We start from the raw sequence: 25,440 nt of genomic DNA, 5'->3' as shown, positions 1-25,440 counted from the left end.
CGACTTCCTTACGAGATTGCGCGGCGACGCGCCACTTTATCACCGGCCCATGATCCGGGCGGGTCGCCCGAGGGGCCCGTACCCCGGCCGTGCGGACGGGGTACGGGTGGGGTCGGCGGGCGGGTCAGCCGTCGTTGCGGACGGTGCTCTGCCACTCCTCGAGGATGCGGACGACGTTGTGCGCGGCGCGCCCGTCGCCGTACGGGGTGCCCTTGTCGGCGGACGGCACGGCGCGGGTGACCGTGGCGGCCCACTCGTCGGCGGACAGCGTGTGCGGGTCGGGGACGAGGACGTTCCAGCCGGTCTCGACGGTCTCGACCCACTCCGTCTCGGGGCGGATGGTGGTCGTGATGCGCTCCAGCAGGAACGCCTCCTTCTGGAGGCCGCCGGAGTCGGTGACGACACCGGAGGACGCCAGCACGGCGGCGACCAGACCCGCGTACGGGAGGGGGCGGCCGACGTGGACGGAGCCCTTCGCCAGGTCGATGCCGTGCTCCTTGGCGCGGGCGACCAGGCGCGGGTGGGCGAGCAGCGCGACCGGCAGCGGCAGCGCGGCCAGCGAGTCGATGATCGCGGCGAGACGCTCGGGGTCGTCGGTGTTGTCCGGCCGGTGGAGGGTGGCCAGCAGGAACGGCTGCGACGGGTCGATGCCCTCGGGCAGCGCCGGGGCGGCGTGCTCACCGGCGAGGACGGCGTCGCGGATGCGCAGGCAGATGTCCACCATGACGTCACCGGCGAGGACCGCGCGGTCCTTCAGGCCCTCGTCGGCGAGGTGGCGCATGGCCTCCTCGGTCGGGGCCAGCAGCACGTCGGCGCAGTGGTCGGTGAGGACCCGGTTGTGCTCCTCCGGCATGCGCCGGTTGAAGGAGCGCAGGCCCGCCTCCAGATGCGCGACGGGCAGGTGCATCTTCACCGCGGACAGGGCACCGGCGATGGTGGAGTTCGTGTCGCCGTAGACGAGGACCCAGTCCGGCTTCTCGCGCTCCAGGACCGGGTCGAGCGCGGAGAGGACGGAGCCGGTCTGCGCGCCGTGGCTGCCGGAGCCGACGCCCAGGTGGACGTCCGGGTCGGGAATGCCGAGGCCCTGGAAGAAAACGTCGGAGAGGTCGGCGTCGTAGTGCTGACCGGTGTGCACAATGAAGTGCTCGTGCTCCGTCTCTGCGAACGCGGCCGCGATCGGCGCGAGCTTCACCAGTTGGGGACGGGCGCCGACGATGCTGATGACTTTCACTGCGCACTCTTCTTCTGGGTCAGGTCGATGAGGGGCACCGCCATCGTATGCCCGGGCGCCGCGTGCTCCGGTACCGGGCCTCCGCGGCGCCGGGGGCGGCCGGATGCGAGATGCTAGGGTCGCGCGCGCCTGCGGAAGAGGATCACTCGCTCGCGGTTCAGGTACAGGGGAAAGGTCGACGTCAGCCATGGCGGTCTTGTTCACGCGGAAAGCCAAACGCCGGGCCAGCGGGCCCACGCCTGCCGAGGAGACGCCCGTCCCGGTCCTGGACCCGTCGGTGCCGGCGACGACCGGCTGGCTGGTCCTCGGCAAGGACGGCCGGCTCACCGCGTACGCCCCCGGTGACGGCGGTGTGCTCCGCTGGACCGAGACCCGCCCCGGCGGCCCCGGCTGGGCGGGGCCCGACCTGATCCCGGCGCCGAACGTGCTGCCCTACCTGGCCGTCGCGCAGGGCGAGGACGGGTACGTCCATCTGGTGGGGTTGCGCCGGGAGCGGCTCGCGGACGGGCGGACCGGCACGGAGGTCGTGTACGCCCTCCAGTACCAGACGGGCCGGCCCGTACGGGACTGGCGGCCGCTGGGCACGCCGTACCCGAACGATCCGTCGCTCGCGGAGCAGATAGGTCTGCCGACGGCCGTCGTGGACACGGACGGCTCCCTCAACGTCTTCATCCGCAACGCGGGCGGCGGGGTGTGCGCCCGCAGCCAGGCCAAGACGGGCGCCTGGAACGCCTGGGCCGACCTGAAGGGCAGCGACGTGCGGGGCACGGTGTCCGCGGCGCTCGCCGGGGACGGCCGTGTGGAGGTGCTGGCGCCCACGGCGGAGGGGCTGCTGCGGTGGGAGCGGGAGAAGCCGGGGGTGCGTTTCGAGCGCGCCGACGACGTGCCGCTGCGGGCGGCGCCCGACTCGCTGTCCGCCGCGGTGACGGAGCCCGAGGCGGGTCTGACGCACTTCTGGCACGACGCCGGGGACCGTACGGTACGGGCCTGGCGGCCGTCGCTGCCGGACGGCGCGCGGCTCGGCGACGGGGTGGGCACCGGCCCGGTGGCGGTGCTGCGCACGGTCGTGGACGGCCATGACTGCACGGTCCTGGCGCACCGGGACGAGGTGACGGGCCGCCCGGCGCTGGCCGCGTACCCGACGGAGGACGAGGCCGCCGGGGCCGACTGGACGCTCACCGGCAGCCCCTGCCTGGGCGCGCCCGCGCTGGCGCTGGACGGGGCGGGGCGGGTCGTGATGGCGGCCATCGGGACGGACGGGGCGCTGTGGACCGCCCGCCAGAAGCCCGAGCCCGGCCTGGCCCTGGGCGCCTGGTCCCGCGCGTGAGCCGGGGCCTGAGCGCCTGGCCCGGCGCCTGAGCCGTACCTGCGGCGCGCGGCCCGCCTCTCCCGGGGCGGGCCGCTCAACAGGTCCCGCGCCGCTCAGGCCGGGTGGCGCAGGGCCCAGCCGCGCCAGGCGGACTCGACCATCTCGCGGACGCCGTGGCGGGCCGTCCAGCCCAGCTCCCGGTGGATCAGGTCCACGGAGGCGACCGCCCGCGCCGAGTCGCCCGGCCGCCGGGGCCCGGTCTCGGGCGCGGGGTCCTTCAGGCCGCTGACCTCCTGGATGACGGCGATCATCTCCCGTACGGACACGCCTTCGCCGCGCCCCACGTTGAGCACCAGCTCCGTGCCCGGGTCCGCCATGAGCCGCCGCGCCGCCGCGACGTGCGCGGACGCGACGTCCTCGACGTGGATGTAGTCGCGGACGCAGGTGCCGTCGGGGGTCGGGTAGTCGTCGCCGAAGACCAACGGCGCCCGCCCGGCCGTGAGCCGTTCGAAGACCATGGGGACCAGGTTGTACGCGCCGTCGTCGGCCAGCTCCGGCGCGACGGCGCCCGCCACGTTGAAGTAGCGCAGCGAGGCGGTGGCCATGCCGTGCGCCCGGCCGACCGCGGCGGCCATCCACTCCCCCGCCAGCTTCGTCTCGCCGTACGGGTTGATCGGCGCGCACGGGGTCCGCTCGGTGACGAGGTCCGTGTCGGGCGTCCCGTACACGGCGGCCGACGAGGAGAACACGAGGCGGCGCACCCCGGCGGCGACGGCGGCGTCGAGGAGGGCGCGCATGCCCTCCACGTTCTGCCGGTAGTAGAGGAGCGGCTTCGCCACCGACTCGGCGACCTGCTTCTTCGCGGCGATGTGCACGATGCCGGTGACGGCGTGCTCGCGCAGGACGCGGTCGAGGAAGTCCCGGTCGAGGACCGTGCCCTTCTCCAGCGGGACACCCGCGGGGAGCCGGTCGGCGCTTCCCGTCGACAGGTCGTCGAGGACGACGACGGGCTCTCCCGCCGCGGTCATCGCCCGCACCACGTGCGAGCCGATGTATCCGGCGCCTCCGGTGATCATCCAGGTCATCGTGGAACCTCCAGCAGTGCGGCCCTGCCCCGCCGGGAGGGGCGGGACAGGGCCTTGGTCTCAGCGGCTCGGAGCGCTGTCGGACGCGGGTGGGGTCAGCCGCCGATGACGACGCGGCGGACGCCCTCCCAGCGGGCCGGGTCGGTGGTGCGGCGGCCGTCCACGAGGACCTTCACGTCCGGCAGGTCCGAGGCCGCCAGCTCACGGTACTCGGCGTGGTCGGCCTGGAGGATCGCGGCGGTGACCTTCTCGCCCCGGTGCGGGGTGAGGCCGTGGGCGGCGAGCTCCTCGTCCGTGTACATCGGGTCGGAGACGTACGGGACGGCGCCGCGGGCCTTGAGCGCCTCGACGACTCCGAAGACGCCGGAGAAGGCGGTCTCCTTGACGCCGCCGCGGTAGGCGGCGCCCAGCACGAGCACGGACACGTCCTTCAGGTCGCCGTAGGCGGCGGCCAGCAGGTCCACGGCGTACTCCGGCATCGCGGCGTTCGCCTCGCGCGCGGAGCGGACGACGGTCGCCTCCGGGTCGTTCCACAGGTACATCCGCGGGTAGATCGGGATGCAGTGGCCGCCGACGGCGATGCCGGGCTGGTGGATGTGGCTGTAGGGCTGCGAGTTGCAGGCCTCGATGACCTTCTTGACGTCGATGTCGTTCTTGTCGGCGAAGCGGGCGAACTGGTTCGCCAGGCCGATGTTGACGTCGCGGTAGGTGGTCTCGGCGAGCTTGGCCAGCTCGGACGCCTCGGCGGTGCCGAGGTCCCACACGCCGTTCGGCTGGGACAGGTCGGGGCGCTCGTCGAAGTCGAGGACCTGCTCGTAGAACTCGACGCCGCGGCGGGTGGACGCCTCGTCGATGCCGCCGACGAGCTTCGGGTAGCGGCGCAGGTCGGCGAAGACCCGGCCGGTGAGGACCCGCTCCGGGGAGAACACCAGGTGGAAGTCCTTGCCGGCGGTGAGGCCCGAGCCCTGCTCCAGCATCGGCGCCCAGCGGGTGCGGGTGGTGCCGACGGGGAGGGTCGTCTCGTACGAGACGAGGGTGCCCGGCTTGAGGCCCTTGGCGATCTCCCGGGTGGCGGAGTCCATCCAGCCGAAGTCGGGGGTGCCCTCGGCGTCCACGAACAGCGGGACGACCACGACGACGGCCTCGGACTGGGCGACGGCGGCGGCCGTGTCCGTGGTGGCGGTGAGCAGCCCGGCGTCGACGGCCTTCTTCAGCTTGACGTCGAGGTCGTGCTCGCCGGGGAAGGGCTCGGTGCCGGCGTTGACCAGCTCCACGACCTTCTCGTTGACGTCGGCGCCGATGACCTTGTGGCCCTTGTCGGCGAACTGCACGGCGAGCGGCAGACCGATCTTGCCGAGCGCGACTACACAGATGTTCATCGGGTCAGTTTCCTCTTCACACGGGACAGGACGCGGCGCAGTCGCAGGCTGGCGCCGGGCGGGGGCTCCCACAGCGGGGCCGTGGTGATGACCAGCCGCCCCTTGGCGTTGGCGGTGGCGGAGACGCGGTACGGGACCTTCTCGCGCCAGCGCCGGGCCAGGGGCAGCGGCACCCCCTGGGTCTTGACGGGGATCTCGTACGTCGAGCCTGCCACATCCAGGTACGCGCGGACGCCGAGCTTGGCCCGGGCCGGCTGGAGCGGGATGCGGGCCAGCAGCACGGTCCCGGTGCCGTCCGGGGCCTCCTCGCGGCTGGACTCGCCGACGAGCGGCGGCAGTTCGGTGCCCACGGGGACGCGGCGCCCGCCGGGCTTGTCGGCGCTCCTGGGCAGGGCGCGCGGGGCGAGGCGTACGGTCGCGGATCCGGTCTCGCCGGTGACGGGGACCCGCACGGCGAGGGAGACGGCCAGGTCGTCGCCGTTCTGCTCCCAGGCGGCGGAGACCAGGCGGGTGCCGTCGGCGAGCGGGCCCGGCACGGCCTCGCCGATCACCTCGTACAGCCGGTCCGGCAGGCCGAGCGCGGGGTCGCGGAAGCCGGGGTAGCGCACGTACGCGCGGCCGTCCTCCAGCAGCAGCGGCGGGGCGCCGTGCTCCGCCTCGTCCGTGATGGCGCGGACCAGCAGGTCCACGGCGCCGCGCTGGGCGAGGGCGATCCGCACCCGCCGCCGCACGTCCATCGAGTCGCGCAGCGCGTCGGTGAAGTACGCGTCGGCCAGCTCGGCGATGCCCGCGCACACCTCGGCCTGCGTGGCGCGGTCCAGGGACGGGAAGTCGTCCTGGACGAGCTTGGCGAGCTCCCAGGTGAAGTGCCGCTTGAACACGGCGTCGCGCTTCGGCCCGGCCTCGATCAGCTCCGCCGCGTGCTCCATGATCTGGGCGGTGCAGCGCAGCCGGGAGAGGTGGTTGGCGCGGTAGGTGATGTTCGACGCGTCGCCGCGCTTCACCGCGTAGTAGTACGTGTAGTCGGCGAGGACGGAGATCCTGCGGGCGCGGACGCACGCCTCGATCGTGAACGGCTGGTCGGAGCCGACCGGCATGTCCTCGGGGAAGCGCAGCTTGTACTGCTCGACGAAGTCCCGCCGGAACAGCTTGGTGTTGGCCAGCGTGAACGGCAGCGCCGAGTCGTACAGGCTGACGTCCGGGTCGCTCTTCTTGTAGAGCGCCTGGTGGACGTACCGGCCGTTGGTGCCGACCATCTTGCCGACGACGACGTCCGAGCCGTGCTCGTCGGCGCACTTCACCAGGCGCTGCAGGGCCTCGCGGCCCAGGTAGTCGTCGGAGCCTATGAAGTAGACGTACCGGCCGGTGGCCACCTCCAGGGCCCGGTTGCTGGGAGCGGCCGGGCCACCGGAGTTGGCCTGGTGGATGACCTTCACGACGCCGGGGTACCGCTCCGCGAAGCGGTCGAGCTCCCGGCCGCTGTCGTCGGTCGAGCCGTCGTCGACGGCCACGATCTCCAGGCGGTCCTTGCCGATGCTCTGCTTGACGAGTGAGTTCAGGCACTCCGTCAAGTAGGGCATCGTGTTGTAGACCGCCACGACGACGGTGACATCAGGTCTGGTCAAGGGAGATTACCCCTACCCCTTTGCGGCGCCGTTGAGACGGATCGTGTCGCCGGTGGCGGCGGACTGGAGGACCGCCGCGGCGACCTCCACGGTCAGCAGACCCTGCCGCAGGGTGCAGATGTCGTCGGACTTGCCGAGGACCGCGTCGCGGAACAGCTCGTGCTCCACGAGCAGCGGCTCGCGCTTCGGGATCGCGTACCGCACCATGTCGCCCTCGGCGACGCCGCGGAAGGCGCGCAGGGCCTCCCACTCGGTGGCGACGGCGGCGTTGGAGTAGAACGTCAGGTCGGCGGTGAGGGTGTCGGCGATGAAGCAGCCGCGCTCACCGGTGACGGACGTGAAGCGCTCCTTGAGCGGGCTCAGCCAGTTGACCAGGTGGCTGACCATCGTGCCGTCGGAGAGCTGGCCGACGGCGGACACCATGTCCTCGTGCGGGCGGCCCGACTTGGACACCGTGTGCGCGGCGATCGACGTGTACGTCTGGCCGGTGACCCAGCCGGTGAGGTCGATGTCGTGGGTGGCGAGGTCCTTGACGACGCCGACGTCCGCGATGCGGTGCGGGAACGGGCCCTGGCGGCGGGTGACGACCTGGTACACGTCGCCCAGCTCGCCGGCCTCCAGGCGGGCGCGCAGGGAGCGCAGCGCCGGGTTGCACCGCTCGATGTGGCCGACACCGGCGACGAGGTCGCGCGACTCGAACGCCTCGACCAGGCGGCGGGCGCCGTCCACGGTGTCCGCGACGGGCTTCTCGATGAGCGCGCACACACCGGCCTCGGCCAGCTTCAGGCCGACCTCCTCGTGGAGGGCGGTCGGGCAGGCGACGACGGCGTAGTCCACGCCGACGGCGAGCAGCTCCTCGACGGTGGCCAGTACGGGGGCGCCCTGCGCCCAGCCGTTCTTGTCGCCCATCGGGTCGACCACGCCGACGAGCTGGACGCCTTCGAGTCCGGCGAGGACGCGGGCGTGGTGGCGGCCCATGGAGCCGAGGCCGACGAGTCCGGCCCGGAGCGTTCCGGTGGCGGTCACAGGTTCTCCCCCAGGGCGTTCACGGCGGTGACGATCCGCTCCAGGTCGTCCTGGCTCAGGAGCGGGTGGACGGGCAGGGAGACGACCTCGGCGGCCGCCTTCTCCGTCTCCGGCAGGTCCCAGTTGCGGCCGGCCTTCTGGTCCGGCTCCCAGTACGGCTTGAGGCGGTGGATCGGCGTCGGGTAGTAGACGGCGTTGCCGATGCCGGCCTCGGTGAGCTTCGCCATGGCGGCGTCGCGGTCGCCGCGGACGCGGATCGTGTACTGGTGGTAGATGTGGCGCGCGCCCTCGGCGACGACCGGGGTGACCACGTTCGGCGCGGAAATGTGCTCGGTGAGGTACGCGGCGTTGGCGATGCGCTGCTCGGTCCAGCCGTTCAGCTTGGCCAGCTGGACGCGGCCCACGGCGGCGGCGACGTCGGTCATGCGCATGTTGGCGCCGACGATCTCGTTGGCGTACCGCTGCTCCATGCCCTGGTTGCGCAGGAGGCGCAGGGTGCGGGCGATCTCAGCGTCGCCGACCGTGATCATGCCGCCTTCGAGGGAGTGCATGTTCTTGGTCGGGTAGAAGCTGAACGTGCCGCCCGCGCCGAAGGCGCCGACGGGGGTGCCGTTCAGGGCGGCGGCGTGGGCCTGGCAGGCGTCCTCGACGACGGCCAGCTTGTGCTTGTCGGCGATGGCCATGATCTGGTCCATCGCGGCCGGGTGCCCGTACAGGTGCACCGGCATGACCGCGACCGTGCGCGGGGTGATGGCGGCCTCGACGGCGGCCGGGTCCACGCAGAACGTGTCCGGGTCGATGTCCACGAAGATCGCGTCGGCGCCGACGAGGCGGATCGCGTTGGCGGACGCGGCGAACGAGAACGACGGCACGATGACCTCGTCGCCGGGTCCGATGTTCAGCGCCATCAGCAGGAGGTGCAGCGCCGAGGTGCCGGAGTTGACGGCGACGCAGTGGCGGCCCTCGACCAGGTCGGCGAAGCTCTCCTCGAACGCGGCGACCTCGGGGCCCTGGACGACGCGGCCGCTGCGCAGTACGCGTACGGCGGCCTCGATCTCTTCTTCACCGATGACCGGGCGGGCAGCGGGGATGGGCTGCTCGTTGACGCTCGACATGGACGTCCTCCTTGAACACCGCAAGAGCTCTATGTGGCAGAGGTCCGGGGTGTGCGTACATCTCGTCGAGAGCGCGCGTCTACCCCTCCGGCGCGATGCCGACGCCCTACCGATGACGGCCGGGACGGGTCCGGCCCGGAACCGAGTCGCACACCGTCCGCGCGCACCGGTGGGGCGCGGTGGACGGCATCGACCGGCGTCACATTATCAGGAATGACCCTGCCGATTTCCTGGCCGTTAAGCGCCCGAAGCATCGGTTCTGAAACAAAATCCGTGTCCCGCCCCGCGTGAATGCGAGACGGGACACAGATCATTTCGGCCATGCTCAGCCGGGCGTTCAGCTCTCCGTGACCGCCGTCACGGAAGGCCCGGACGGCTGCTCGGCGGCGGCGGTCTTCTTGGCCGTCTTGGCCGTCTTCGCCGTCTTCGACGCCGCCGTCTTGGTGGCCGTGGCCTTCTTGGCGGTCGTCTTCTTCGCCGCGGTCTTCTTGGCCGCCGTCTTCTTGGTGGCGGCCTTCTTGGCCGTCGCCTTCTTGGCGGTCTTCCGCGCGGGCTTCTCGGCCACCTCGGACTCGGCGGCCTCCGTGACGGGCGCCTCCGTGGCGGGGGCTTCCGGCTCGGTGGTCTCGGCGGCGGGGGCTTCCGGCTCGGTGGCCGGCTGCTCCGCCGTCGCCGGGCCCGCGGCCACGACGACGACCGCGGCCTCCTGCGCGCCCGACGGCGAACCGGCGGGAGCGGTGACCTTGCGCACCACTCGGCGGCGCGGCCGCGGCGGAGCCGCCACGGGTGCCGCCTCCTCGGCCACCGGCTGCTCGGCGGCGGCCGGGGCGGCCGGTGCCTCGGGGGCGGGCTCCACGACCACGGCGGCGGCCTCGGCTGCCTCGGCGGCCTTCGGCGGACCGGCCGGCGCGGTCACCTTGCGGGTGGCGCGGCGGCGCGTACGGCCCTGGGGCGCGGCCTCGGCGGCGGGCGCCGCGGCGACCGGGGCGGCCTCCGGGGCGGTCTCCGGCGCGGCGGCGGTCTCCGGCGTGACGGCGACCGGCTCCGGTACGGCGACCGGGGCGGCGGCCTCCGGCTCGGTGGCCGTGGCGGGCTCGGCGACCGGGGTCACCGGGGCCTCGGCCACCGGCGCGGCCTCGGCGGCGCGCGGCGCACCGGCCGGGGCGGACGCCCTGCGGCTCGCCCGGCGGCGGGTGCGGCCACGGGACGCGGCGGCCTCGGCCTCGGCGGCGCTGGAGTACAGCTCCTCGTCCGGGGCGAACGCGACCGGCTGCGGCTCGGCGGCCGGGGCGGGCGCCTCGGCGCGCGGGGCCTCCACGGCGGCGGGCGCCTCGGCGGCCTCGGCCGGCTCGGCGTGCTCGTGGACGTGCTCGGCGTGCTCGGGGGCCTGCTCGGCGCCGCCGCGGCCGCGCTTGCGGGACTTCTTGCCGCCGCCGCCCGTGGTGCCGGGCTGCTCCATGTGGACGATGACACCGCGGCCGTTGCAGTGGACGCAGGTCTCGGAGAAGGACTCCAGCAGGCCCTGGCCGACGCGCTTGCGGGTCATCTGGACCAGGCCCAGCGAGGTGACCTCGGCGACCTGGTGCTTCGTGCGGTCCCGGCCCAGGCACTCCAGCAGGCGCCGCAGCACCAGGTCCCGGTTGGACTCCAGCACCATGTCGATGAAGTCGATGACGACGATGCCGCCCAGGTCGCGCAGGCGCAGCTGCCGGACGATCTCCTCGGCCGCCTCCAGGTTGTTCCTGGTGACGGTCTCCTCCAGGTTGCCGCCCTGACCGGTGAACTTGCCGGTGTTGACGTCGACCACGACCATCGCCTCGGTCTTGTCGATCACCAGCGAGCCGCCGGACGGCAGCCACACCTTCCGGTCGAGCGCCTTCATCAGCTGCTCGTCGATCCGGTACGTCGCGAAGACGTCCACCTCGGACGTCCAGCGCTGGAGCCGGTCCGCCAGGTCCGGCGCGACGTGCGACACGTAGCCGTGGATGGTCTCCCACGCCTCGTCGCCGCTGACGATGACCTTCGAGAAGTCCTCGTTGAAGATGTCGCGGACGACGCGGACGGTCATGTCCGGCTCGCCGTACAGGAGCGTCGGGGCGTTGCCCGTCTTCGCCTTCTGCTGGATCTCCTCCCACTGCGCCTGGAGCCGCTCGACGTCGCGGCGCAGCTCGTCCTCGCTGGCGCCCTCGGCGGCGGTGCGCACGATGACACCGGCGTCCTCGGGGACGATCTTCTTGAGGATGGTCTTCAGCCGGGCCCGCTCGGTGTCGGGCAGCTTGCGGCTGATGCCGGTCATCGAGCCCTCGGGCACGTAGACCAGGTACCGGCCGGGCAGCGAGACCTGGCTGGTGAGGCGGGCGCCCTTGTGGCCGATGGGGTCCTTCGTCACCTGGACGAGGACGGACTGGCCGGACTTGAGGGCGGTCTCGATGCGGCGCGGCCCGTTGGCCATGCCGAGCGCCTCGAAGTTGACCTCACCGGCGTACAGGACGGCGTTGCGGCCCTTGCCGATGTCCACGAACGCGGCCTCCATCGACGGCAGCACGTTCTGGACCTTGCCCAGGTAGACGTTGCCGACGTACGAGGTCGCCTGCTCCTTGTTGACGTAGTGCTCGACCAGCACGTTGTCCTCGAGGACGCCGATCTGCGTGCGGTCGCCGTGCTGGCGGACGACCATGACGCGCTCGACGGCCTCGCGGCGGGCGAGGAATTCGGCCTCGGTGATGATCGGGACGCGGCGGCGGCCCTGCTCACGGCCCTCGCGGCGGCGCTGCTTCTTGGCCTCCAGGCGGGTGGAGCCCTTGATGGACTGCACCTCGTCGGACGGCTCGGCCTTGGGGCGCGGCTCGCGGACCTTGACGACCGTGCGGACGCCGTCGTCCTCGGCGGGCGCCTCGGCCTCGGCGGGCTCGCCGCTGCGGCGGCGACGGCGGCGACGGCGGCGCGAGCTGCTCGTACCGGCGGCGGACGGGGTGGCGTCGCCGTCGGTCTCGTCGTCGGCGTCCTCGCCCTCGGTGTCGTCCTCGTCGCCCTGCTCGGCGACTTCGGGGCCCTCGGCGGCGGCGTCGGTGTCGGACTCGGCGGTCTCGTCGTGGTCGTCGGCGTCGGCGGACTCGCCACGGCGGCGACGGCGGCCGCCACGGCGGCGACGGCGCGACGGACGCTCCTCGAACTCGTCCTGCTCGTCGGCCTCGGCGGCGGCCTCCTCGGCCTCCTCCTCGGCTTCCTCGGCGGGCGCGGCGGGCTCCTCGACGGGGGCCGGCTCGGGGCGTGCGGCCTCGGCGGCCTCACCGCGACGGCGGCGGCGACGGCGGCCACCGGTCTCGGCGCGCTCGACGGCGGGCTCGACGGCCTCGACCGTCTCCTCCTCCACCTCGGTGACGGCCTCGGCGGCTTCCGCGGCGGCGGCCGCGGCAGCGGTCTCCGGGGTCTGGAACATCGGCTCGGCGAAGACCGGGGCCTGGAACACCGGTACGGCCGGGCGCGACGGCCGGCGGCCGCGCTCGGGGGCGCGGGTCGGCTCGGCGGTGAACTGCGGGGAGGACACGCGGCGGCGCGTACGGCCCCGGGTGGCGGCCTGCTCGGCGGCGGCGACCTGGCCGGTCTCGTCGCCGCTGATCTGCGCGACGGTGGCGGCGGGCAGGCTCTCGCCGGCCTCGGCCTCCTCCTCGGCCTCCGCGACCGGCTCGGGGGTGGTGACCGGCGCGGTGGCCTTACGGGTGGCGCGACGGCGCGTACGGGCCGGGGCGGCCGGCTCCTCGGCGGCAGCATCGGCGGCCGGGGCCTCGGCGGCCTGCGGCTCGACCGGCGCGGCAGCCTGCGGGGCCTCGGCGACCGGCTCGGGAGTGGTGACCGGCGCGGTGGCCTTACGGGTGGCGCGACGGCGCGTACGGGCCGGGGCGGCCGGCTCCTCGGCGGGAGCATCGGCGGCCGGGGCGGTCTCGGCGGGCGCGGCTTCCGGCGCGGCGGCGGCCTCGGTGGCCTGCGGCGCCTCGGCGGCGGGCGCGGCGGTCTTGCGGGTGGCACGGCGGCGCGTACGGGCCGGGGCGGCCGGCTCCTCGACGGGAGCATCGGCGGCCGGGACCTCGGTGGCCTGCGGGGTCTCGGCGGGAGGTGTCGTCGCCTTGCGGGTGGCGCGGCGGCGGGGGCGCGCCGGGGCGGCGCCCTCGGTCGTGTCCCCGGCGGCGGGCGTGCCGGACGCGGTGGCGTCGGCGGCCGGGGCGGCCGTGGTCACGACGGTCTCGGCGGTCTCCGCGGTGGTCTCCGCCGCGACCGGCGGGCCCGCGGGGCGCGACGCGGCGCGGCGCCTGCGGCGCGGCGGCAGCGTGTCGCTGGGGCTGTTGTTGTCCTCGTTGATACCGGCGGTGCCGGTTTCGTTCGGCTCGAGCATGCGGGCGGTTCTCCCGTCACGCTCCCGGGCGCCGCGCCTGTTTCCGGTCCGGCCGCGGCATCGCCGAATACGCGATGGCCGCCGTCCGGGGCGCGGGCGCCGCACGGGAGCTGTATGTCTGGCTCGCCGGTTCCGTACGCCTTCTGCGCACGGCCTGGCGAAAGTCTCCTGTGTCTGTACGCGGCCCGCCCAGGGGGCTCCCGGAGTTGCCAGGGCCGCGCTTCGACGACCGCTCCTACGCGGAACCTGCACCTTCCGGCGCCGTCGCGGCGGCGGGTCCGGCGGCCTTGGAAGGGGCGGCCGTGACTGCCTCGCGGTCGGGCGCGAGCGGGTCGGTCACCGTGCCGGACTCCTCGTCGAAGAGCCCCTGCGCCAGCCTGGTCACCGCTGCGGGGACCGGCGGCGCCAGGTCGGCCACAGCTCGGAGACCGGACAGGACGTCGTCGGGTCGGACGGCAGGTGTCACGTGCCGAACAACCAGCCGCAGTATCGCACAGGGGCCGTCCAGCGGCCTATCAGCCGGAGCCGGAGCGGTTTCGAGCCCTGCCACGGCGGCGCGGGCGTCGAACGTGCGCAGACCGTTCTTGGTCATGCGCTGCACCTCCACGGTACCCGCCGCGAGGAACGCGGCGGCTGCCCGCTCGGCGTCGGCCGGGTCCACCCCGTCGAGGCGCAGCTCCCACACGGAGGCGGTGAGCCGGTCGGCGAGGCCGGAGGCGCGGGCCTCGACGGCGTCCACGATGTCGAGGCCGTCGGGCAGGGACTCGTCGAGCAGCTCCCGCAGCTTCGCGGGGTCGCGCGGCTCGGTGAGCGCGATCTCCAGGTACTCGGCCTCGGAGGCCGTACCGGTCGGGGCGGCGTTCGCGTACGACACCTTGGGGTGGGGCGTGAACCCGGCCGAGTACGCCATCGGCACCTCGGCTCGGCGCAGGGCGCGCTCGAAGGCGCGCTGGAAGTCTCGGTGGCTGGTGAACCGGAGGCGGCCGCGCTTGGTGTAGCGCAGTCGGATGCGCTGCACCGCCGGTGCGGGCGGCGGGCCTTCGGGCTGTCGCTTGCCCAGTGGTTCTTCTCCTCGGTGCGGGGCGGCGCGGTGGCGCGCAGCCCACCGGATGCGGTGGATGCCCCGGGGGTCCCGCCCGGATCACCCCCGCTGGTGCGGGGAGACCTCGACAGGCGGGCGCCGCGCCGGGAACAGTCGTCTTGTACCCAGGGTACGCGCCATGGCAGCCCGGTTTTCCACAGGCAGGACGTGAACCCGCGGCGCCCGGCTCCGCCGACCCGCCCGCGACACGCGCGGGAACGGGTCCTCTCCCCCCGGGCCTTACGGCGGGTCCCGCTTCAGGACAGGGCGCGGCGCAGGGTGCGGCGGGCCGTGGACAGGGCGTCGCGGACCGCGTCGCGGACCGGGCGCCACACCGCGTCGCGCACGAAGTGGCCGATGGGCGTGCACACCGACCGGTAGAACCAGCGCGCCGGGCGGCCCACCGTCTGCCACAGGGTCCATTTCAGCGCGCGGCCCACGGCACGGGACACGTACCCGGCCACCCGCCAGGCGACGGCGAGCGCGGCGACCAGTTCGCGGCCGAGGAACGCCAGCGCGCGGCCGAGCGGGACGAGCACCCACCGCCACAGCGCGCCGAGCGGTACGGCGACGAGCACCCGCAGCAGCCAGGCGACGCCCTGTCCCACCGGCACGAGCACCCACCGCCACAGCCACCCGGCCGGTACGACCACCAGGTACCGGACGAGCCAGGCGATGCCCGCGCCGGCCGGCACCAGGACGTTCCGCCACAGCCACACGGCCGGTACGACGACCAGGTACCGCCATGCCCACACCGCCGGGGCGACCACGAGGTACGTCCAGGCCCACACGGCGGGCACCACCACGGCGTACCGGACCAGCCAGGCGACGCCCCGGCCGAGCGGGGTGAGGACCGCACGCCACAGCCAGGTGAGCGGGATCACGAGGAGGACGCGGCCGAGGGGACGCAGGACCGTGCGGTGGAGGGTCCTGGCGCACAGCGCGAGGACGTCCCACGCCATCCGTACGGGGACGACGACGACCAGCGCGACGATCCGCACGGGCAGCCGGATCGCCGCGACCAGGCAGCCTTCGGGTTCACACCCTGACGGGCGGTTCCGCAGTTCCATGCCCCGCATGACGCGACGGCCCGCTCCGGGGTTTCCCCCGGGAGCGGGCCGTTGCGAGGACGTTACGCCACGTCGGCGGCTACTTGACGACCGTCAGCGGCAGCAGCTTCTTGCCGGTGGGGCCGATCTGGATGTGGGTGTCCATCTGCGGGCAGACGCCGCAGTCGAAGCACGGGGTCCAGCGGCAGTCCTCGACCTCGGTCTCGTCGAGGGCGTCCTGCCAGTCCTCCCACAGCCAGTCCTTGTCCAGGCCGGAGTCCAGGTGGTCCCAGGGCAGGACCTCCTCGTAGGTGCGCTCGCGGGTCGTGTACCAGTCGACGTCCACCCCGAACTGCGGCAGCGTCTTGTCGGCGCACTCCATCCAGCGGTCGTAACTGAAGTGCTCGCGCCAGCCGTCGAAGCGGCCGCCGTCCTCGTACACGGCGCGGATGACGGCGCCGACCCGGCGGTCGCCGCGCGACAGGAGGCCCTCAACGATGCCGGGCTTGCCGTCGTGGTAGCGGAAGCCGATGGAGCGGCCGTACTTCTTGTCGCCGCGGATCTTGTCGCGGAGCTTCTCCAGGCGGGCGTCGGTCTCCTCGGCGGAGAGCTGCGGCGCCCACTGGAACGGGGTGTGCGGCTTGGGTACGAACCCGCCGATGGACACGGTGCAGCGGATGTCGTTGGACTTCGACACCTCGCGGCCCTTGGCGATGACGTTCGCCGCCATGTCGGCGATCTGGAGGACGTCGTCGTCGGTCTCGGTGGGCAGGCCGCACATGAAGTACAGCTTCACCTGGCGCCAGCCGTTGCCGTAGGCGGTGGCGACCGTGCGGATCAGGTCCTCCTCCGAGACCATCTTGTTGATGACCTTGCGCATGCGCTCGGAGCCGCCCTCGGGGGCGAAGGTGAGACCGGAGCGGCGGCCGTTGCGGGTCAGCTCGTTGGCGAGGTCCACGTTGAACGCGTCCACGCGGGTCGAGGGCAGCGACAGGCCGATCTTGTCGTCCTCGTAGCGGTCCGCGAGGCCCTTGGCGATGTCACCGATCTCGGAGTGGTCCGCGGAGGACAGGGAGAGGAGGCCGACCTCCTCGAAGCCCGTCGCCTTGAGGCCCTTGTCCACCATCTCGCCGATGCCGGTGATGCTTCGCTCCCGCACGGGGCGCGTGATCATGCCGGCCTGGCAGAAACGGCAGCCGCGGGTGCAGCCGCGGAAGATCTCGACGGACATCCGCTCGTGGACGGTCTCCGCGAGCGGGACGAGCGGCTGCTTCGGGTACGGCCACTCGTCCAGGTCCATGACCGTGTGCTTGGACACGCGCCACGGAACGCCGGAGCGGTTGGGCACGACACGGCCGATGCGCCCGTCGGGCAGGTACTCCACGTCGTAGAAGCGCGGGATGTAGACGCCGCCCGTCCTGGCCATGCGGAAGAGGACTTCCTCACGGCCGCCCGGCCGTCCCTCCGCCTTCCAGGCGCGGATGATCTCGGTGATCTCCAGGACGGCCTGCTCGCCGTCGCCGATCACCGCCGCGTCGATGAAGTCCGCGATCGGCTCGGGGTTGAACGCGGCGTGCCCGCCCGCCAGGACGATCGGGTCGTCGAGGTCGCGGTCCCGCGCCTCCAGCGGGATGCCTGCCAGGTCGAGCGCGGTGAGCATGTTGGTGTAGCCCAGCTCCGTGGAGAAGCTGAGGCCGAAGACGTCGAACGCCTTGACCGGACGGTGGCTGTCCACGGTGAACTGCGGCACGTCGTGCTCGCGCATCAGCTTCTCGAGGTCCGGCCACACGCTGTACGTGCGCTCGGCGAGGACGCCCTCGCGCTCGTTGAGTACCTCGTAGAGGATCATGACGCCCTGGTTGGGCAGGCCGACCTCGTACGCGTCGGGGTACATCAGGGCCCAGCGGACGTCGCAGCTCTCCCACGGCTTGACCGTGGAGTTGAGCTCGCCGCCGACGTACTGGATCGGCTTCTGCACATGCGGGAGCAGAGCTTCGAGCTGTGGGAAGACCGACTCAGGCATTTCGGGGAACCTTCGTGAGCTGACGGGGGCGACTCTCAAGCGTAACCGCTCGCCGGTCGCCCCCGGCACGGCGAAGTCGTCGCCCCCCGCACGGCGAGGTCTCAGCTCCCGATGCCCCGGGGGCGCACCCTCGCCCAGGTGTCCGGCAGCTCGCGCTCGCGTGCGGCCGCCTCCGCCTCCTCGCGGGCGTAGAGGAGGCCCCAGGTGAAGGACGACTCGCCCGCGCCGTTCGCCTGGACGGCCAGCTCGCGCAGGGCCCGCCGGGCGACGACGCTGTCCTGGTGGTCCCCCAGCAGACGCTGGAGCGCCTTCATGTCCCTGGCGAGGCGCCGCGCCGGTTTGCCCACCGCCGGGGCGGCCAGTTCGGCGGTGTACCGGGCGCGCTTGGCGGCCTTCCGCGCCTCGTGCAGGGCGACGTCCCGGTCGGAGCCCGGGTCGAGGGCGAGGGCCCGGTCCACGCGGGCGGCCACCCGGGCGTGCTCCTTCAGCACCGCCTTGCGCAGCACCTTCTCGGGCGACTTGGCGGCGGCGGGGCGCAGCGGCGGGTCGGCGGTGAGCGCGTCGAGGCGGTCGAGGAGGGCCAGGTAGCGGTCGCTGTCGAGGACCTCCAGGAGGTGGCCGCGCGACCCGGCGCGGTGGGCCGCGGACCAGCGGCGGAGGCGTCCGCGCACCGGGCCGAGCTGGAGGGTGCGCGGGACGGTGTCGAGGGCGGCGCTCAACCTCGCGTCGAGCACCTCGCGGTCGCGGTCCACACCGAGTTCGCGGCCCAGCCAGCGCAGTTCGCGGGCGAGCGGGTCGGTGGCCGCGCGGTCGAGGACCTTGCGGTGGGAGCGCAGGGCGCTGCGCAGGCGGCGGGCGGCGACGCGCAGGTCGTGGAGCGCCTCGGGCTCGTCGCGGCGCAGTCCCGCGTCGTGCGTGAGGAGCTTGTCGGTCTGGGCGCGGAGGTAGGCCAGGACATGGCCGCCCGCGGTGTCATCCGGCCCGGCGTGGTGGGGTGCGGGGGGCGGGGTGCCGGTCTCCTCCAGGGCGCGGGCGAGCTTCGACGGGGAGGCGGCGGGGCGGATGCCCGCCTTGCGCAGGCGCTTCTCGACGGCGTCCAGCAGGGCGGGGTCCCCGCCGTCGGCGAGCTCCACCTCGATCTCGGTCCACCGTGCGGTGGAGCCGCCGTCCGTGAGGCGTTCGGCGTGGACGGTGTCGGTGCTCAGTTCGGCGAGGAGGGTGCCGTCGTCGTCCAGGAGGTGCCGTACGTCGCGGGAGGAGCGCAGCCGTACGACCGGGGTGAGCGTGTCGCCGCGGGTGCGGGCCCGGACGAGGGCGGCGAGGGCCTCGGGCACCTCGTCGGCGAGGGGCGCGGCGATCTCGTCCCGTACGCCGGGGCTGACGGGCAGTTTGAGGTGCCAGCCCTCGTCCGCGCCGCCGGTGCGGCGGCGCAGGGTGACGGAGTGCGCGGCGAGGCGCAGTCCTGGGGTGTCGTAGTAGACGGCGTCGAGGCCCGCGGTGCCCGCGTCGAGGACGCGGGCCACGCCGGGGACTCGGGTCAGGTCCGGCACCGCCGTGTCGGTGGTGGCTTCGTACTTGCGCTCGATCTCGCGTTTCGTGTCCGCCATGCACCGAATGTAGTCCAGGACGGTGCACGGCCGGCGAGCCGCTGCACGGGCCTATGCCGTTATCGGCCTCTGGGAGCGGATGGACTGGAGCAGGCCGACGGCGATCCACACGGCGAACATGGACGACCCGCCGTACGAGACGAACGGAAGCGGCAGACCGGCGACCGGCATGATGCCGAGGGTCATGCCGATGTTCTCGAACGACTGGAACGCGAACCAGGCGATGATCCCGGCGGCGACGACCGTGCCGTACAGCTCGGTCGTCTCGCGGGCGATGCGGCAGGCGCGCCACATGACGACTCCGAGGAGCGCGATGATCGAGCCCGCCCCGAGGAAGCCCAGCTCCTCGCCCGCGACGGTGAAGATGAAGTCGGTCTGCTGCTCGGGCACGAACTGGCCGGTCGTCTGGTGGCCGTTGAAGAGGCCCGCCCCGTACAGGCCGCCGGAGCCGACGGCGATACGCGCCTGATTGGTGTTGTAGCCGACTCCGGCGGGGTCGAGTTCGGGGTTGGCGAACGCGGCGAAGCGGTTGATCTGGTACTCGTCGAGGACGCCGAGCGCGGCCACCAGGACCGCGCCGCCGATCCCCGCGCCGATCAGGCCGAAGATCCACCGGTTGGACGCGCCGGAGGCGAGGAGCACTCCGAGGACGATCACGACCATCACCATCACGGACCCGAGGTCCGGCATCAGCATGACGATCGCCATCGGCAGCACGGCGAGCACCAGGGACTTGGCGACGGTCCAGTGGTCGGGGTGGAGCTGGTCCCCGGCGTCCACACGGGCGGCGAGCAGCATCGCCATGCCGAGGATGATCGTCACCTTGACGAACTCGGACGGCTGGAGCGAGAAGCCGCCGCCGAGGACGATCCACGCGTGGGCGCCGTTGATGGTCGCGCCGAGCGGGGTGAGGACGAGCAGCACCAGCACGACGGACAGGACGTACAGGAAGGGCACCGCGCCGCGCAGGGTGCGGTGGCCCAGCCAGATCACGCCGATCATCAGGACGATGCCGATGCTCGTGTTCAGCAGGTGCTTGAAGAGGAACGAGTACGGGTCGCCCTGGTTGAGTTCGGTGCGGTTGCGGGTCGCGGACCACACGAGGAGCGCGCCGACGAGGGACAGGGCCAGCGACGAGAACATCAGCGGCCAGTCGAGTCGGCGCACCAGCGAGTCGCGGGCGGTGAGCCTGGCCCACAGCCCGCCGGGCTCGGGGGCGTAGCGGGGGACGGAGAAGTCGTTGTTTCCGGGCATGGTGGTCGGTCAGTCCCTCCAGACCGGTGGCGGACCCGCGAGGCCCGGCAGGCCGTCGCCCTGTCCCGTGCCGTCCTTGGGCTTCTGCGACTCGGGGTCGTACGGCTTGATCGCGGGCGCCTCGATGGAGCCGTCGGGCTGGATCTTCGGCAGGTCCTTCTGCGGCTTGGGCAGGAGGGCGCGCTTGAGGTCCTGGTTGCCCGCGTCGTCCAGGCCGTACAGGGCGTCGTAGATGTTGCGGACGGCGGGGCCCGAGGCGCCGGAGCCGGTGCCGCCCTGGGAGATCGTCATGACGATCGTGTAGTCGTCGGTGTACGTGGCGAACCACGAGGTGGTCTGCTTGCCGTACACCTGGGCGGTGCCGGTCTTGGCGCGCATCGGGATCTTGTCCTGCGGCCAGCCGCCGAACCGCCAGGCGGCCGTACCGCCCGGCTCGACCACGGACCGCAGGCCCTTGTCGAGGTCCTTGATGGTCTCGGCGTCCACCGGCAGCCTGCCGCGGGGCTTGGGCTTGATCTCCTCGACCTTCTTGCCGTCGGGGCTGATCAGGGCCTTGCCGACGGTGGGCTGGTAGAGGGTGCCGCCGTTGCTGATGGCGGCGTAGGCGGTGGCGAGCTGGACGGGCGTGATGAGGACGTCGCCCTGGCCGATGGCGAAGTTGATGCTGTCGAACGCCTTCAGCTGGTTGCCTTCGAGGCAGTTCTCGTACGCGATCTGCTCGACGTAGCTGCCGCCCTTCTTGCCCTGCTTGCACCAGGAGTCCTTGTTGGCCTCCCAGAACCGCTGCTTCCACTGGCGGTCGGGGACGCGGCCGCTGACCTCGTTGGGCAGGTCGATGCCGGTCTCGGAACCGAAGCCGAAGTCGTGGGCGGTCCGGTAGAACCAGTCGTGGGCGCCCTTGTTCGGCTTGAGGCCGCCGTCGCGCTGCCACTCCTTGTGGCCGAGCGCGTAGAAGACGGTGTTGCAGGAGTACTTGAGGGCGTCCCCGAGGGTGATGGGGCCGTGCCCCTTGGACTCGAAGTTCGCGAAGCTGCGGCCGCCGAGGCTGTACGAGGCCGAGCAGTTGTACCGGTCGTTGAAGGGGTAGCCCGCGCGGACGGCGGCGCTCGCGGAGACGACCTTGAAGACGGAGCCGGCGGGCGACTGGCCCTGGATGGCCCGGTTCAGCAGCGGGTAGTTGGACTTCTTGCTGGTGAGCTTCGCGTACTCCTTGCCGGAGATGCCGCCGACCCAGACGTTGGGGTCGTAGTCCGGCTGGGAGGCCATCGCGACGACGCGGCCGGTCTTGGACTCCATGACGACGACGGCGCCCGCGTCGGCCTTGTACTTGCTGCCGGTGATCTTGTCGGTCTCCTGGCGGACCGTCTTCATCGCCTGGGCCAGCTCGTACTCGGCGACGGCCTGGACGCGGGCGTCGATGGAGGTGACGAGGGTGGAGCCGGGGATGGCCGGGTCGTTCTCCGCCTCGCCGAGGACACGGCCGAGGTTGTCCACCTCGTAGCGGGTGACCCCGGCCTTGCCGCGCAGGTACTTGTCGTAGGTGCGCTCGATGCCGGAGCGGCCGACCTGGTCGGAGCGGAGGAACGGCGAGTCGGTGTCCTTGGCCTTCTCGATCTCCTCGTCGGTGACGGGCGATAGGTAGCCGAGGACCTGCGCGGTGCGGGCCTTGCCGGGGGCCGGGTAGCGGCGAACGGCGGTGGGTTCGGCGGTGATGCCGGGGAAGTCCTCGGCACGTTCGCGGATCTGGAGGGCCTGCTGGGTGGTGGCCTCGTCGGTGACGGGGATCGGCTGGTAGGGCGAACCGTTCCAGCAGGGCTGGGGGGTCTTGGAGTCGCAGAGGCGGACCTTGTCCATGACCTCCTTGGGCGTCATGCCGAGGACCCCGGCGAGGCGGGTGAGCACGCCCTTGCCGCGGTCCTTCATGCGCATCAGCTCGGTGCGGGAGGCCGAGACGACGAGGCGGGTCTCGTTGTCGGCGAGGGGCACGCCGCGGGCGTCGAGGATGGTGCCGCGCACGGCGGGCTGGACGACCTGCTGGACGTGGTTGTTCTTCGCCTCGTTCGTGTACTCCTCGCCGTTGCGGATCTGGAGGTACCAGAGACGGCCGAGGAGCGTGAGGAGCAGCGAGAAGACGAGGACCTGGATGACGATGAGGCGGATCTGGACCCGTGGGGTCCGGCCCGTCTCCGGGATGTTGCTCACGACTCCCTCCCCTGTACGTCGTCGTTCGCTCGTGCCGCTGATGTCGTACGTGTCGTCGCGTGCCGCTCGGGTCGCGGCCGGGCCGGCCTCACAGGCGCTTGACCCCCTTGATGCGGGCGGCGCGGGCGGCTCTGCCGCGGGCCGCCCGGGCGCGCAGGCTCCCGCGCAGCCCGCCGCCGCGCCGGTCGCCGAGGCGCAGGCCGGTGCCGCCGGCCGTCCAGCCCGAGGTGACGTTGCCGGTGGCCGCGGCGGACTCGGCGATCGGGTCGTTGTCGGCGCGCCGGGCGAGCGCCATGATCCACGGCACCGTGAACGGCGCGAGGAGCAGGTCGTAGACGACGGCGGTGAGGATCAGCGAGGCGAGGCCCACGTGCCGGGCGCCCGTGTCGCCGACGAGGGCGCCGACGCCCGCGTACAGCAGCGTGGAGCCGATCGCGGCGGCGACCACCATCACCATCGGGCCGGTCGCCGAGCGGGGCTGGCCGGTCTCGGGCCGGGTGAGCCCGGCGACGTAGCCGATGACGCACAGCACGAGCGCGTACCGCCCGACCGCGTGGTCGGCGGGCGGGGCGAGGTCGGCGAGCAGCCCGGCGGTGAAGCCGATCAGGGCGCCGCTGACGTGCCCGTACACCATCGACAGGGCGACCACGGTCAGCAGCACCAGGTCGGGCACGGCGCCGGGCAGGTGCAGCCGGGCGAGGACGGACACCTGGACGACGAGGGCGACGACGATCAGGGTGCCGGAGAGGAGGAACCGGTTGAAACGCATGGGACTACTCCTCGTCGGGACGGGGCGTGACGCCGGGCACGGGCTGGGCGTTCATCCGCTCGTCCCGCTCGCCCTGCGGCTGCTCGCCCGGGGGCTGCTCGCCGTCGGGGGACGGGGTGACCGTGACGGTGACCGTGGGGGCGGGCTTCGGCTTGGCGGGCAGGACCGTGTCGCGCGGGTCCGTGCGGGGCGCCTGGACGACGACGCCGACGATGTCGAGGCGGCTGAACCCGGCGTACGGGCGGACGAACAGCCTGCGGGTCAGATCGCCGCTGGACGGGTCCACGCGGATGACCTCGCCGACGGGGACGCCGGGCACGAACGGGCGGTCGGCCTGCGAGCCGAAGGTGACCAGCCGGTCGCCGGGCTTCACCTTCGCCTTGCCGTTGAGGAGCTGCACGGACAGCGGGCGGGCGCCCTGCCCGGTGGCGAAGCCCAGCTCGTTGGTGCGCTCTATCCGCGTGCCGACCGTGAAGTCCGGGTCGTTGGCGAGGAGCACGGTGGCGGTCGACGGGCCGACGGTGGTGACCCGGCCGACGAGCCCGTCGCCGTTGAGGACGGTCATGTCGCGGCGGATGCCGTCCTGGGCGCCCGCGTCGATGGTGACCGTCCAGGAGAAGCCCTGCGCGGCTCCTATGGCGATGACCTCGGCGGCCTTGATCCCGTACTGCCCCGCGCCGGCCGTCCTCAGCAGCTTGTCCAGCTCCTGGAGGCGGTTGCGGTTGCGGTCGTCACTGCCGAGCTTCGCCTTCAGCTCGGCGTTCTCCCTCTCCAGCTGCGCGATGCGGCTGTGGCGCTCGCCGGAGTCCCGTACGGCCCCGATGGCGTTGCCGATCGGGTCCACCGCGGACGCGACGCTGTTCTCGACCGGGCCGAACACGGTGGCGGCGACACGCCGCGCTCCGTCGACCGGTGACTCCTCACCGCCGCGGATGTCCACCGTGATCAGCGCGAACGCGACGGCGACCAGAAGCGCCAGAAGCAGCCGGCTCTCTTTCGTGTCCCTCACGTGGGGCGGCCGTGCCTTCCTCGTAGGAATGTTTGTGCCGTTATACCAACGATCAGCCGTACGGGCCCGACAGCACCCGTACGGCTGATCGTGTACGCGCTACCTGCGGGGCTGGGCGTCCAGGACCTGCTGGAGCGCCTCGAACTCCTCGACGCACTTGCCCGAACCGAGCGCCACCGAGTCCAGCGGGTCCTCGGCGATGTGGATGGGCATGCCCGTCTCCTGGCGCAGCCGCTCGTCCAGGCCGCGCAGCAGAGCACCGCCGCCGGTGAGGACGATGCCGCGGTCCATGATGTCGCCGGACAGCTCCGGCGGGCACTTGTCGAGCGTCGTCTTCACCGCGTCCACGATCGCGTTGACCGGCTCCTCGATCGCCTTGCGGACCTCGGAGGCGGAGATCACCACGGTCTTCGGCAGGCCGGAGACCAGGTCGCGGCCGCGGATCTCGGTGTGCTCCTCCTCGCCGAAGTCGTGCGCCGAACCGATGGTGATCTTGATCTGTTCGGCCGTGCGCTCCCCGAGGAGGAGGCTGTACTCCTTCTTGACGTGCTGGATGATCGCGTTGTCCAGCTCGTCACCGGCGGTCCTGATGGACTGTGCGGTGACGATCCCGCCGAGGGAGATGACGGCGACTTCCGTGGTGCCGCCACCGATGTCCACGACCATGTTGCCCGTGGCCTCGTGGACCGGCAGGCCCGAGCCGATGGCCGCCGCCATGGGCTCCTCGATGATGTGCACCTGCCGGGCACCGGCCTGGGTGGACGCCTCGATGACCGCGCGGCGCTCGACGCCCGTGATGCCGGACGGCACGCAGACGACGACGCGGGGACGGGCGAGATAGCGGCGCTTGTGGATTTTCAGGATGAAGTACCGGAGCATCCGCTCGGTGATCTCGAAGTCCGCGATCACCCCGTCCTTCAGCGGCCGCACCGCGACGATGTTGCCGGGGGTCCGGCCGATCATCTTCTTCGCCTCTGCGCCGACCGCCAGGATGCCACCGGTATTGGTGTTGATGGCGACGACCGACGGCTCGTTGAGGACGATGCCGCGACCCCTGACGTACACCAGCGTGTTGGCGGTCCCGAGGTCGACAGCCATGTCACGGCCGATGAACGACATTGAGTTCCCCTTGTTTCCCATGAGGAGCGTCGGGCCTTCCCATAGAGCGTTGACGGCTTCTCAGGACGGCGCGCTGGATCGTGTGGAGCGGAGGATTCCATCGTAGTGCCGCTTCCGCGAACACGGCGCGGTGGTCCGCCTCTATATAGGTGACGAGGTGTCGGTGC

At 72.8% G+C, this 25,440-nt stretch carries 17 protein-coding genes; 1 reads left to right on the top strand and 16 read right to left on the bottom strand.

Going from position 1 to position 25,440, the window contains the following annotated elements; all coding sequences use genetic code 11:
* Nucleotides 1-124 precede the first annotated feature (124 nt).
* Nucleotides 125-1,231 carry a non-hydrolyzing UDP-N-acetylglucosamine 2-epimerase gene (gene wecB, locus J116_RS19395; protein WP_023588732.1) on the bottom strand — a complete coding sequence of 369 codons (1,107 nt, stop codon included), beginning with the start codon at nucleotides 1,229-1,231 and terminating at the stop codon, nucleotides 125-127.
* A 187-nt stretch (nucleotides 1,232-1,418) separates the two neighbouring features.
* Here wecB and J116_RS19390 point away from each other — a divergent pair, with 187 nt between their 5' ends.
* Nucleotides 1,419-2,558, top strand: coding sequence for a hypothetical protein (locus J116_RS19390; RefSeq protein ID WP_023588731.1), 1,140 nt, complete (start codon nucleotides 1,419-1,421; stop codon nucleotides 2,556-2,558).
* 95 nt (nucleotides 2,559-2,653) lie between these two features.
* Here J116_RS19390 and galE read toward each other — a convergent pair whose 3' ends face one another.
* From galE to J116_RS19315, 15 genes are all read right to left on the bottom strand, one after another.
* Complete coding sequence (gene galE / locus J116_RS19385; RefSeq protein ID WP_023588730.1) at nucleotides 2,654-3,625, bottom strand: UDP-glucose 4-epimerase GalE; 972 nt, start codon at nucleotides 3,623-3,625, stop codon at nucleotides 2,654-2,656.
* 95 nt (nucleotides 3,626-3,720) lie between these two features.
* Nucleotides 3,721-5,004, bottom strand: a complete 1,284-nt coding sequence (locus tag J116_RS19380) for a nucleotide sugar dehydrogenase (protein WP_023588729.1) — start codon at nucleotides 5,002-5,004, stop codon at nucleotides 3,721-3,723.
* Entirely contained in the window at nucleotides 5,001-6,629 is a 1,629-nt protein-coding gene (locus J116_RS19375) for a glycosyltransferase family 2 protein (protein WP_023588728.1), read from the bottom strand. The genes J116_RS19380 and J116_RS19375 overlap by 4 nt, the downstream gene beginning before the upstream one ends.
* Before the next feature lie 12 nt (nucleotides 6,630-6,641).
* Complete coding sequence (locus J116_RS19370) at nucleotides 6,642-7,655, bottom strand: Gfo/Idh/MocA family protein (protein WP_023588727.1); 1,014 nt, start codon at nucleotides 7,653-7,655, stop codon at nucleotides 6,642-6,644.
* Nucleotides 7,652-8,770: a DegT/DnrJ/EryC1/StrS family aminotransferase gene (locus tag J116_RS19365; RefSeq protein WP_028964269.1), complete on the bottom strand. Its 1,119-nt coding sequence runs from the start codon at nucleotides 8,768-8,770 to the stop codon at nucleotides 7,652-7,654. Before J116_RS19365 ends, J116_RS19370 begins: the two co-directional genes overlap by 4 nt.
* 337 nt (nucleotides 8,771-9,107) lie before the next feature.
* Nucleotides 9,108-13,160, bottom strand: coding sequence for an Rne/Rng family ribonuclease (locus tag J116_RS19360; RefSeq protein WP_023588726.1), 4,053 nt, complete (start codon nucleotides 13,158-13,160; stop codon nucleotides 9,108-9,110).
* Nucleotides 13,161-13,395: 235 nt separating this feature from the next.
* Nucleotides 13,396-14,178 carry a TIGR03936 family radical SAM-associated protein gene (locus J116_RS19355; RefSeq protein ID WP_023588725.1) on the bottom strand — a complete coding sequence of 261 codons (783 nt, stop codon included), beginning with the start codon at nucleotides 14,176-14,178 and terminating at the stop codon, nucleotides 13,396-13,398.
* 320 nt (nucleotides 14,179-14,498) lie between these two features.
* Complete coding sequence (locus J116_RS19350; RefSeq protein WP_069818335.1) at nucleotides 14,499-15,311, bottom strand: hypothetical protein; 813 nt, start codon at nucleotides 15,309-15,311, stop codon at nucleotides 14,499-14,501.
* A gap of 79 nt (nucleotides 15,312-15,390) precedes the next feature.
* On the bottom strand, nucleotides 15,391-17,313 hold the full coding sequence (locus J116_RS19345; RefSeq protein ID WP_023588723.1) for a TIGR03960 family B12-binding radical SAM protein: 1,923 nt from the start codon (nucleotides 17,311-17,313) through the stop codon (nucleotides 15,391-15,393).
* 101 nt (nucleotides 17,314-17,414) lie between these two features.
* Nucleotides 17,415-18,920: a CYTH and CHAD domain-containing protein gene (locus J116_RS19340; protein WP_023588722.1), complete on the bottom strand. Its 1,506-nt coding sequence runs from the start codon at nucleotides 18,918-18,920 to the stop codon at nucleotides 17,415-17,417.
* A gap of 51 nt (nucleotides 18,921-18,971) precedes the next feature.
* Nucleotides 18,972-20,174, bottom strand: a complete 1,203-nt coding sequence (rodA, locus tag J116_RS19335) for a rod shape-determining protein RodA (RefSeq protein WP_023588721.1) — start codon at nucleotides 20,172-20,174, stop codon at nucleotides 18,972-18,974.
* A gap of 9 nt (nucleotides 20,175-20,183) precedes the next feature.
* Nucleotides 20,184-22,376 (bottom strand): penicillin-binding protein 2, encoded by a 2,193-nt coding sequence (gene mrdA, locus J116_RS19330; protein WP_023588720.1) that lies wholly within the window; start codon nucleotides 22,374-22,376, stop codon nucleotides 20,184-20,186.
* Nucleotides 22,377-22,464: 88 nt separating this feature from the next.
* A complete protein-coding gene (mreD, locus tag J116_RS19325; RefSeq protein WP_023588719.1) occupies nucleotides 22,465-23,145 on the bottom strand; it encodes a rod shape-determining protein MreD in 681 nt (226 codons plus the stop codon).
* 4 nt (nucleotides 23,146-23,149) lie between these two features.
* Nucleotides 23,150-24,154 carry a rod shape-determining protein MreC gene (gene mreC / locus J116_RS19320; RefSeq protein WP_023588718.1) on the bottom strand — a complete coding sequence of 335 codons (1,005 nt, stop codon included), beginning with the start codon at nucleotides 24,152-24,154 and terminating at the stop codon, nucleotides 23,150-23,152.
* A 99-nt stretch (nucleotides 24,155-24,253) separates the two neighbouring features.
* Nucleotides 24,254-25,273: a rod shape-determining protein gene (locus tag J116_RS19315; RefSeq protein ID WP_023588717.1), complete on the bottom strand. Its 1,020-nt coding sequence runs from the start codon at nucleotides 25,271-25,273 to the stop codon at nucleotides 24,254-24,256.
* Between the last annotated feature and the right edge of the window lie 167 nt (nucleotides 25,274-25,440).

The sequence above is a fragment of the Streptomyces thermolilacinus SPC6 genome (assembly GCF_000478605.2).
Classification (GTDB): Bacteria; Actinomycetota; Actinomycetes; order Streptomycetales; family Streptomycetaceae; genus Streptomyces; species Streptomyces thermolilacinus.
Note: the sequence above shows the minus strand (reverse complement) of the source record. Positions and strands in the feature narration are given on the sequence as shown.

Bases quoted from the DNA above. Each gene is read 5' to 3' on its own strand.
- J116_RS19365 (WP_028964269.1), bottom strand. From the start codon at position 8,770: ATGTCGAGCGTCAACGAGCAGCCCATCCCCGCTGCCCGCCCGGTCATC.
- J116_RS19345 (WP_023588723.1), bottom strand. From the start codon at position 17,313: ATGCCTGAGTCGGTCTTCCCACAGCTCGAAGCTCTGCTCCCGCATGTG.
- rodA (WP_023588721.1), bottom strand. From the start codon at position 20,174: ATGCCCGGAAACAACGACTTCTCCGTCCCCCGCTACGCCCCCGAGCCC.
- galE (WP_023588730.1), bottom strand. From the start codon at position 3,625: ATGACCTGGATGATCACCGGAGGCGCCGGATACATCGGCTCGCACGTG.
- J116_RS19350 (WP_069818335.1), bottom strand. From the start codon at position 15,311: ATGGAACTGCGGAACCGCCCGTCAGGGTGTGAACCCGAAGGCTGCCTG.
- J116_RS19360 (WP_023588726.1), bottom strand. From the start codon at position 13,160: ATGCTCGAGCCGAACGAAACCGGCACCGCCGGTATCAACGAGGACAAC.
- J116_RS19340 (WP_023588722.1), bottom strand. From the start codon at position 18,920: ATGGCGGACACGAAACGCGAGATCGAGCGCAAGTACGAAGCCACCACC.
- mreD (WP_023588719.1), bottom strand. From the start codon at position 23,145: ATGCGTTTCAACCGGTTCCTCCTCTCCGGCACCCTGATCGTCGTCGCC.
- J116_RS19390 (WP_023588731.1), top strand. From the start codon at position 1,419: ATGGCGGTCTTGTTCACGCGGAAAGCCAAACGCCGGGCCAGCGGGCCC.
- J116_RS19315 (WP_023588717.1), bottom strand. From the start codon at position 25,273: ATGTCGTTCATCGGCCGTGACATGGCTGTCGACCTCGGGACCGCCAAC.
- J116_RS19380 (WP_023588729.1), bottom strand. From the start codon at position 5,004: ATGAACATCTGTGTAGTCGCGCTCGGCAAGATCGGTCTGCCGCTCGCC.